4 protein-coding genes and 1 pseudogene are annotated in these 10,184 nt (G+C 64.5%); all 5 read left to right on the top strand.

All coding sequences use genetic code 11. The features are described from left to right. Positions 1-68: 68 nt before the first annotated feature. Complete coding sequence (locus tag NKI47_RS09105) at positions 69-5,549, top strand: alpha-2-macroglobulin family protein (RefSeq protein WP_352589337.1); 5,481 nt, start codon at positions 69-71, stop codon at positions 5,547-5,549. A 262-nt stretch (positions 5,550-5,811) separates the two neighbouring features. Further along, the gene (gene pbpC, locus NKI47_RS09100) at positions 5,812-7,902 is read left to right on the top strand and encodes a penicillin-binding protein 1C (protein WP_352589334.1); all 2,091 of its coding nucleotides are present in this window, start codon (positions 5,812-5,814) and stop codon (positions 7,900-7,902) included. A 54-nt stretch (positions 7,903-7,956) separates the two neighbouring features. Further along, positions 7,957-8,643 (top strand): M15 family metallopeptidase, encoded by a 687-nt coding sequence (locus tag NKI47_RS09095; RefSeq protein WP_352589331.1) that lies wholly within the window; start codon positions 7,957-7,959, stop codon positions 8,641-8,643. 215 nt (positions 8,644-8,858) lie between these two features. Further along, positions 8,859-9,887, top strand: a complete 1,029-nt coding sequence (locus NKI47_RS09090) for a sulfate ABC transporter substrate-binding protein (protein ID WP_023675840.1) — start codon at positions 8,859-8,861, stop codon at positions 9,885-9,887. 18 nt (positions 9,888-9,905) lie between these two features. After that, a pseudogene (locus NKI47_RS09085) lies at positions 9,906-10,184 on the top strand (molybdate ABC transporter permease subunit); the annotation flags it as partial.

The raw sequence follows: 10,184 nt of genomic DNA, 5'->3' as shown, positions 1-10,184 counted from the left end.
TCCCGATGTTGACAAGCGCGACTGAAGCTTGAAGATTTCTGGACGTAAGCACTTGTCTGGAGGGGTTTATGGCAATGCGCGCGGCTCGTGGTTTATCGATTCTTTTCCTTCTCTTTTTTGCCTGGAGCGGTGTCGCGCAAGCGGCCGAAGCCCGGCGGGTGGTGACATCGGACAATTCCGACTATTTCGGTTTCGATCTCAGATCCGACCAGAATGTCAGCCTCGACCAGTGCAAGACCACCTGCCTCGGCGACCCGGCCTGCCGCGCCTTCACCTACAACCTCAAGGCCAAATGGTGCTTCCTTAAATCCGATTACAATTCGTTGAAACCCTTCGGCGGCGCCGTCGCCGGCAAGATCGTCAACATCGATGGCGATCCCGACATCGGCGCGCCACCCGAACTCGCCTTCTTCCCCAACTGGATGGCCGACCAGGCCCAGCAATACCGCAACAAGCTCACTGGCCCGACCTACACCAAGCCGACAGAAGGGCTGACGGCGCTGAGGGCCGCCGCCGAACAGTCGGTGCTGACGGGCGATCATCGCTCGGCCATGCACAAATACGAAGCGGTGGTTTCGGTGTTGCCTTATGATGGCCAGCTCTGGCTCGAGCTGGCGCGCGAAACGCTTGCCGTCCATCCGACCGCCAACAGTTCTGAGCCGTCGACGCTGCCGGCGAACGCCACTTCCGCCGCCTTCAATGCCTACAAATTGCTGCGCACCACCAAGACGCGCGCCGACGTGCTGGCGCTGCTCGGGGACGGCCTTGATCGCCGCGATCTCTACAGGCCGGCCCTGCAGGCCTACGAGGCGAGCCTCGCTCTCGTCAATTCGCCGGCAGTCAGGGCCGCCTATCAGGATCTCAAGGCCCGCAAGGGCTTCCGCGTCATCGATCATACCGTCGATGCCGACACCAGCGCGCCACGCATCTGCGCGCAGTTCTCCGAGGAACTGGTCAAGACCGGCGTCGACTACTCGCAGTTCGTTACTGTCGACAACGCCGCTCCCAAGGGCGTCGAAGCCAAGGACAAGCAGATCTGCGTCGAAGGATTCGAGCACGGCCAACATTATGACGTGACCTTCCGCGCCGGCTTGCCGGCCGCCATTGGCGAAGTCACCGCGGCACCGGTGGTTCTGTCGATCTACGTGCAGGACCGCGCGCCTTCGGCCCGCTTCACCGGCGACAGCTTCGTGCTGCCCGCAGGCGCACGCCGCGGCCTACCGGTCGTCACCGTCAACATGAATGCCGCCGAAATGAAGCTCTTCCGCGTCGGCGACCGCTCGCTGGCCCAGCTTCTGTCGGGATATCAGTTCCTGCGCCAGCTTGACGGCTACGACATTTCGAACATCTCCGAACAGATGGGCGAGCCGGTCTGGCAAGGCCAGCTCGACATCGCCAACGACCTCAACAAGGAAGTCACCACCTCCTTCCCAATCGACGAGGCTTTGCCGAAGCGCAAGCCCGGCGTCTATGTGCTGACCGCACAAGCCGTCAACGATCGCAGCGACGACTATGATTCGCACGCCACGCAATGGTTCGTCGTCTCCGATATCGGCCTGTCGACCTATACCGGACAGGATGGGCTGAACGTCTTTGCCCGTTCGCTCGCAACCGCCAAGCCGATCGCCGGCGCCGAGCTGACGCTGCTGGCCAGGAACAATGAAATCCTCGGCACCGCGACCACCGACGCGGAAGGGCGGGCGGTGTTCAATCCCGGCCTGACGCGCGGCGACAGCGGCATGGCCCCGGCCGTGCTGATGGCCAAACAGGGCGACGACGATTTCGTCTTCCTCGATATGGGCCGCGCCGGCTTCGACCTGTCCGACCGTGGCGTCGCCGGACGGCCGGCACCTGGCGCGCTCGACGTCTATGCCTGGACCGAGCGCGGCATCTACCGCGCCGGCGAAGATGTCCATGTCGCGGCTCTTGCCCGCGACAGTGCCGCCAAGGCGGTCGAGAACCTGCCGCTGACCTTCATCTTCTCGCGGCCCGACGGCGTCGAGGACCGCCGCATCGTCAGCGACGGCGCATCGGCCGGCGGTCACGCGGTCGACCTGCCGCTGGAACCCAACGCCATGCGCGGCACCTGGACGGTGGCGATCCATACCGATCCCAAGCAGGCGGCGGTCGCCAGCCAGATGTTCCTGGTCGAGGACTTCGTACCGGACCGCATCGAGTTCGACCTGTCCTCCGACAAGCAGGAGATCGCCCAGGGCGAGACCGCCAACATCACCGTCGACGGCCGCTTTCTCTATGGCGCGCCGGCCGCGGGCCTCGCGCTCGAAGGCGAATTGACGCTGTCGACCGCCCGCGACTGGGACCGCTTCAAAGGCTATTCCTTCGGTCTCGCCGACGAACAGTCGGCTGAACCGACAGTGACGCCCTTCACCGGCCTGCCGGTGGTCGGCGAGGACGGCAAAGCGACCTTCCCGGTCTCCGTCGATCAATTGCCATCCACCACCAAGCTGGTCGATGCAAAGGTCACTGTCAGGATGCGTGAAACCGGCGGCCGTGCCGTCGAGCGCTCGCTGAATATCGGCATCCGCCCGCAGGGCCACATGATCGGCATCCGCCCGGATTTCGACGACGACGAGGTGCCGCAAGGCGGCACGGCCAAGTTCAGCCTGATCGCTGTCGACCCAGACGGCAAGCGTGAGGCGCTGAAGGGCGCGCAGTGGTCGCTGGTCAAGGTCGAGCGCAGCTACCAGTGGTACCGCTCGAGCAACTCCTGGAACTATGAGCCGGTCACCTTCACCAAGGCGGTGGCCAACGGCCAGGTCGACCTGAGCGCCGATGGCGAGGCGACGGTGTCGCTGCCGGTCGACTGGGGCCGCTACCGGCTCGAGATCGAGACAGCGGATCCGGAAGGCCCGGCCACAAGCTACGAGTTCGACGCCGGCTGGTATGTCAGTTCCACCACCACCGAAACGCCCGACGGCCTCGAGATCGCCCTCGACAAGGATACCTATGCGGCGGGCGAAGTGGCCAAGCTCAAAGTGTCGCCGCACTTTGCCGGCGAGCTGCTCGTCACCATCGGCGCCGACAAGCTCCTGAAGACCGTCACCGCCAGCGTGCCGGCCGGCGGCAGCACCGTCGACATCCCGGTCGGCGACGACTGGGGTGCCGGCGCCTACGTCACGGCAACGCTGTTCAGGCCGGGCGATGCGCAAGAGACACGTATGCCGGCGCGCGCCATCGGCGTCAAATGGCTGAAGCTCGATCCCGGCTCGCGGAAGCTTGCCGTCAGCTTGGCGCCGCCGGACAAGACCATGCCGCGCCAGCAGCTGTCGATCCCGGTGGCCGTAGCCGGCGTGCAGCCCGGCACCAACGCCTATGTCATGGTCGCGGCCGTCGACGTCGGCATCCTCAACCTGACCAACTACAAGGTTCCGGATCCGGAGAACTGGTTCTTTGGCCAGCGCATGCTCGGTCTCGAGGTTCGCGACATCTATGGCCGGCTGATCGACGGCTCGCTGGGCACAACCGGTAAGCTGCGCACCGGCGGCGACGGCGCCAACATGCAATCGCAAGGCAGTCCGCCGACCGAAAAGCTGGTCGCCTTCTTCTCCGGCCCGGTCCAGCTCGACTCCGACGGCAAGGCGCGGATCGACTTCGACATTCCGCAGTTCAACGGCACCGTGCGCGTCATGGCCGTCGCCTGGACAAAGGAAGCAGTCGGCCATGCCCAGTCCGACGTCATCGTTCGCGATCCGGTGGTGATCACCGCCGGCCTGCCGCGATTCCTGGCGCCCGGCGATTCCGCCGTCATGCGGCTCGACGTCGCCGACACCGACGGCCCCGCTGGCGACTACAAGCTGACCATCGACACGACGGGCGACCTGTCTACCGGCAGTGCCGCCTTGCCTGAAAAGCTGACGCTGGCCAAAGGCAAGCGGCAGACGCTGACCGTGCCGTTGATTGCGCAGACCGCGGGCAACGCCTCGATCACCATCAAGCTTGCGCATGCCGACGGCACCGCCGTCGAGCAGACGCTCTATGTGCCGGTGCGCCCAGCGCAACTGCCGGTGACCACCCGCATGGTCGTCGACCTCAAGGGCAATGGCGGCGCGCTGCGCGTCGACAAGGAACTGCTGGCGGCAAGCCTGCTCGATGGCGCTTCGGTCAGCGTCGGCGTTTCGCAGGCGGCTGCCTTCGATGTACCGTCGCTGCTGATGACGCTCGACCGCTATCCCTATGGTTGCGCCGAACAGACCACCAGCCGCGCCATGCCGCTTCTCTACGTCAACGAGATGGCTTCCGGCATCGGCATGGCCAGCGACCCCGATCTGCATGGCCGCGTCCAGGACGCCATCTACAAGGTGCTGAGCTATCAGGCCTCGGCCGGCAGCTTCGGCCTGTGGGGTCCGGGTTCCGGCGATCTGTGGCTCGACGCCTATGTCACCGATTTCCTCACCCGGGCGCGCGAGCAGAAATACGACGTGCCGGCCCTGGCGATGAACCAGGCGCTGAGCAATCTGCAGAACGCGATCGGCTACGATCAGGACGTCCAGGATCGCGGCAGCGAGATCGCCTATGCGCTTTATGTGCTTGCCCGCAACAAGAAGGCCTCGGTCGGCGATCTGCGTTATTATGCCGACACCCAGCTCGAAGCCTTTACCAGCCCGATGGCCGTCGCCCAATTGGCGGCGTCTCTCGCGCTCTACGGTGACACCCAGCGCTCGGAGGCAACCTTCCAGGCCGCGCTGCAGCTGGCCAAGTCGACGCCCGAATATGACTATTACCGGTCCGACTATGGCTCGCCACTGCGCGACGGCGCGGCGATCCTGGCGCTTGCCGCGGAAAGCAAACCGGTGCCGACCATCGTGCCGGCGCTGATCCAGCTAGTGACCAGGGAACGCGCCGACGCCAGGTGGACCAGCACACAGGACGAGTCCTGGATGCTGCTGGCGGCCCGCGCGCTGAAGGCCGGCAATGATTCGATCGCGCTGACCGTCAACGGCGCACCGCATGCCGGCGGCTATTCGGACCAGATCGCCGGTGGCGACCTGGCCGACAGTCCGCTGACCATCGTCAACACCGGCAGAAATCCGCTGCAGGCGGTCGTCACCACCGTGGCCTCGCCGATCCAGCCTCTGCCGGCCGGCGGCAACGGCTTTACCATCAGCCGTACCTACTACAAGCTAGACGGCACAGAGGCCAACGTGACGGAGGTCAAGCAGAACGAACGCTATGTCGTCGTGCTCAAGGTTTACGAGCAGAACACCTGGCCTTCGCGGCTGCTGATCACCGACCTGTTGCCGGCCGGCTTCGAGATCGACAATCCGGGCCTGGTCTCCAGCGCCCAATTGACGAACTTCTCCTGGCTGGCGCAGACCGATGCCGCCCATCTCGAATTCCGCGACGACCGTTTCGTCGCGGCTTTCAATCCCAACGACGGCGACGGCGACCGCAACATCACGCTCGCCTACGTCGTGCGCGCGGTGACGCCGGGCACCTATGCCCACCCGGCGGCAACGATCGAGGACATGTACCGGCCGCAATATTCGGCCCGCACCGCCACCGGCATGATGGAGGTCAAGGCGCCGTAAGGAAAAAAATGGCGGATAGGAACATGGCGATGGCGCCTTCGCAAAGGATTTTGCCAATCTTCAGCGATGCAGAAAGGGAGCCGAGGTCGCGGCCGGCTCTCCCTTCTCCCCTTGTGGGAGAAGGTGGCCTCGCGAAGCGAGGTCGGATGAGGGGTGTTCCAGCTTGGCACCAATAGCGCTCTGGCCAGCACCCCTCAACCGTCTTGGCGCTGCGCGCCAATCCACCTTCTCCCACAAGGGGAGAAGGAAGAAGGGCAGCGCCGTGCTCTCCAAAAAATTCCTCCGCCGTTCAGCCATCACGGGCATCTCCGTCACTGGCTTCCTCGCCCTCTCCGCCGCCGCCCTCTGGCAGCTCGACCGCGCATTTCCGCCGCCGCTGCCCGCTGCTTTGACGGTCTCGACCGAGGTGCAGGACCGAGACGGCCAGCTGCTGCGCGCCTTCGCTACGCCGGATGGCTACTGGCGGCTCGCTACCAGCCTGGACCAGGTCGACAAGCAGTTCGTCGACATGCTGGTCACCTATGAGGACAAGCGTTTCTGGGATCATCAAGGCGTCGACGTGCTGGCACTGGCGCGTGCCGCCGGCCAGTTCGCGACCAGCGGCCATATCGTCTCCGGTGGTTCGACGCTGCCGATGCAACTCGCCCGGCTGATCGAACCGCGCGACAGCCGCAGCCTCGGCTCGAAGATCAAGCAGATGCTGCGCGCCCTCCAGATCGAACGGCGGCTTTCCAAGCGCGAGATCCTCGAACGCTATCTGACGCTGGCGCCCTATGGCGGCAATCTCGAAGGTGTGCGCGCCGCTTCGCTTGCCTATTTCGGCAAGGAGCCGAAACGGCTGACGGTCTCGGAGGCGGCCCTGCTCGTCGCTTTGCCGCAATTGCCGGAAAAGCGGCGCCCTGACCGCAACCTCGACGTCGCCCATGCCGCCCGCGACCGCGTGCTGACCCGCATGGTCTCGGCAGGCCTGCTCGGCGAACGTGAGGCCGCGCGTGCCGCGCTCGACGATGTGTCGGGGCTGCGGCGGACCTTGCCGGCGCTCGCTGCCCATGCGGCCTATACGATGCTGTCCAAGGCTGTTCCCGGCCAGAAGCTGCAACTGACGATCCGCAAGAGTGTCCAGGAAGGGCTGGAGCAGGTGGCCAAGGATGCGGCCGCCAGGCTCGGCCCTCGCCTCTCGGTGGCCATGGTACTGGCCGATGCCCGTACCGGCGATATTCTTGGTGAGGTCGGCTCTGCCGATTTCTTCGATGCCAGCCGTTCGGGCTGGGTCGACATGACCAAGGTCGTTCGCTCGCCTGGCTCGACGCTGAAGCCGTTCATCTATGGCCTCGCCTTCGAACAAGGCCTGGTGGCGCAGGAGATGCTGATCGAGGACAGCCCAGCCGATTTCTCCGGGTATCGGCCGAAGAACTTCGACATGGGCTATCAGGGCGATGTCAGCATCAGGCAGGCGCTGCAATTGTCGCTCAACGTGCCGGCGATCCGCGTGCTCGACGCGGTCGGCCCGGCCCGGCTGATGGCACGCTTTCGCCAGGCCGATGTGACCCCTATCCTGCCCGTCAACGAAGCGCCCGGCCTGGCGATCGGCCTCGGCGGCGTCGGGGTGACCCTGCGCGACCTGGTCCAACTCTATGCCGGCCTTGCCAATGGCGGCAAGGCACACACGCTGCATGACGGCACCGAGCCGGCGAATGCCGAACGCTCGACCACCACCATCCTCGACGGGCAGGCGACCTGGCAGATCACCGACATCCTGTCGGGCGTCAAGCCTCCCCAGGGTGCCGCCCAACGCGGCATCGCCTACAAGACCGGCACCTCCTACGGCTATCGCGACGCCTGGTCGGTCGGCTTCGACGGCCGCTACGTGCTCGGCGTCTGGGTCGGCCGCCCCGACGCCGGCGCGGTGCCCGGCCTGTCCGGCTATATCTCGGCTGCGCCCATCCTGTTCGAAGGTTTTGTCCGTTCCAGCCTAGCCGCCGTACCGCTGCCGAGCCAGCCGTCCGGCGTCCGGCGTCCGGAGCGCGAGGAGCTGCCGGTGACGCTGACGCGCTTCGGCGCCGGCGCCGACGGACTGGTGCAGGCGACGCCGACCGAACCTGCGCCGACCATCATCTTTCCGCCCGACGGCGCTCGCGTCGATCTCGACGCCTCCTCGGCCGCCGCCTCGCCGCTGGTGCTCAAGCTGCAAGGCGGCCGCGCACCGTTCCGCTGGCTGGCCAATGGCAAGCCGCTGGTCGGCATCGACCGGCGGCGCACCGCGACCTGGCAGCCTGATGGCGCCGGCTATTCGACCCTGACCGTGATAGACGCGGCGGGACGCGCCGCCAGCGTGAAGATTTTTGTCGAGTGAAAGTTTCCCTTGAATAAAATGCGGCAGGTGATTCAGGGGATTGGGTTTCACGCCTTGCTTTTGGCCGCCGGTAGTTCCCCCGCTTTCACCGCTGAGCTCCCCGCCAGCTTTGTTCGGCTGGCCGACATCGATCCCAATATCCGGCAGGATATCCGCTATGCCGGCCTCGAAAATTTCCTGCATCGCAAGGTAAGCGGCTACGATGCGCCGGTATGCGTCCTCACCAGGCAAGCGGCGCAAGCGCTTTCGGCAGTGCAGAAAGCGATTGCCGCCGAAGGACTGACGCTGGTCGTGTTCGACTGCTATCGCCCTGCGCGGGCTGTCTCCGACATGGGTGACTGGACAAAAACGAGTGGACCACCGGACCCGCAATGGTACCCAAAGGTCAAGCGCAAGGATCTCATCCCCAAGGGCTATATCGGCGAACTGTCCACCCATTCGCGCGGATCGACGGTCGATGTCGCGATCGCGCGAGCCGACCGCAAGAGCGCTCCGAAACCGGCCTGCGGCGCGACCGATGCCGACACGCTCGATTTCGGCACGGGTTTCGACTGTTTCGATCCAGCGAGCGAAACGGCTCACCGACCGATAGCCAGTGAAGCGGCGGCTAACCGCAAAAGGCTTGTCGAGGCGATGCGTGCCCGCGGCTTCAAGAATTACGCCCGCGAATGGTGGCACTTCACGCTGGAGAACGAGCCGTTTCCAAAAGAGCGCTTCAACTTTCCCGTTACCGCCGAATAGCCGGCCGCCTTCGGGCGCGACGCAGCCATTGCCGAAGAGCTAGCCGTCTCTAGATAATTGCGTCGGGAGCGCGATCATGGTCCATGCGGGAAAATAGTTTCTCGCATCGCCGAAACTAGGCGAAAAATTGCTTCAATAGGCCAAAAAAGGCAACATTGAATGCATCTAAATTCTATCAATTCGGTAGATTTGGCGCGAGTTCAACGGAGGCGGAAATGACCAAACCTCATTTCAGGAAACTGCTCGGCGCACTGGTCGCCACGTCTGTCCAGTTCGGCACGCTCGGTTTCGCGTTTGCCGACACCACCATTCTCAACGTGTCCTATGATCCGACGCGTGAGCTCTACAAGCAATTCGACGAGGCCTTCACCGCCCACTGGAAGGCCGAGACAGGCGAGACGGTCACCGTCCAGCAGTCGCATGGCGGGTCGGGCGCGCAGGCTCGCGCCGTGATCGACGGCCTCGACGCCGACGTGGTGACGCTGGCGCTCGAAGGCGATATCAACGCCATTGTCTCGAAAGCGAAGAGGATCAATCCCGACTGGCGGACGAAATTCGAAAACAATTCGGCGCCCTACACCTCGACCATCATCTTTCTCGTCCGCAAGGGAAACCCCAAGGGCATCCATGACTGGGGCGATCTGGTCAAGGACGACGTCCAGGTGATCACGCCGAATCCCAAGACCTCCGGTGGTGCGCGCTGGAACTATCTCGCCGCCTGGGCCTACGCCAGCGCCAAGGATGGCGGCGACGAGGCCAAGACCAAGGAATTCGTCGGCAATCTCTATGCGCATGTCCCGGTTCTCGACACCGGTGCGCGCGGCGCAACCGTGACCTTCGCGCAAAAAGGGCTGGGCGACGTGCTGCTCGCCTGGGAAAACGAGGCCTATCTGGCGCTCGACGAGTTCGGCGCCGACAATTTCGACATCGTCTACCCGCCGACCTCGATCCTGGCCGAGCCGCCGGTCGCCGTGGTCGACGCTAATGTCGACGCCAAAGGCACGCGGAAAGTTGCCGAAGCTTATCTGAGCTATCTCTATTCCAAGGAAGGCCAGACGCTCATCGCCAAAAACCATTATCGCCCTTCGAAGCCCGAGTTGGTGCCGGCGGAGGACTTGGCCAAGCTGCCTGAGATCAAGCTGATCACCATCGACGACCCGCTTTTTGGCGGCTGGAAGAAGGCACAGCCTTATCATTTCGGCGATGGTGGTATATTCGACCAGATCTACAAACCGGCCCAGTAGCATTTAGATCAGGACGACATGACCACAGCACCCGCCAAGGCGGGGTGGCGATTCAGGCAGCCGAGCGTCATTCCGGGTTTCGGATTGACGCTCGGCTTCTCGCTTGCCTACCTCACCCTCATCATCCTCATTCCCCTGTCCGGGCTGATCTGGCGCTCGGCGGCGCTCGGCTGGACCGACTTCTGGGCGATCGTCACCGACCGCCGCACCATCAACGCGCTTGAAATCAGCTTCGGCACCGCCTTCATTGCCGCCGCGGTCAACGTCGTCTTCGGCACGATCGTCGCGTGGGTGCTG

The sequence above is a fragment of the Mesorhizobium sp. M0633 genome, assembly GCF_040320645.1.
In the GTDB taxonomy this organism is placed as follows: Bacteria; Pseudomonadota; Alphaproteobacteria; order Rhizobiales; family Rhizobiaceae; genus Mesorhizobium.
Note: the sequence above shows the minus strand (reverse complement) of the source record. Positions and strands in the feature narration are given on the sequence as shown.

Bases quoted from the DNA above. Each gene is read 5' to 3' on its own strand.
- NKI47_RS09105 (WP_352589337.1), top strand. From the start codon at position 69: ATGGCAATGCGCGCGGCTCGTGGTTTATCGATTCTTTTCCTTCTCTTT.
- NKI47_RS09090 (WP_023675840.1), top strand. From the start codon at position 8,859: ATGACCAAACCTCATTTCAGGAAACTGCTCGGCGCACTGGTCGCCACG.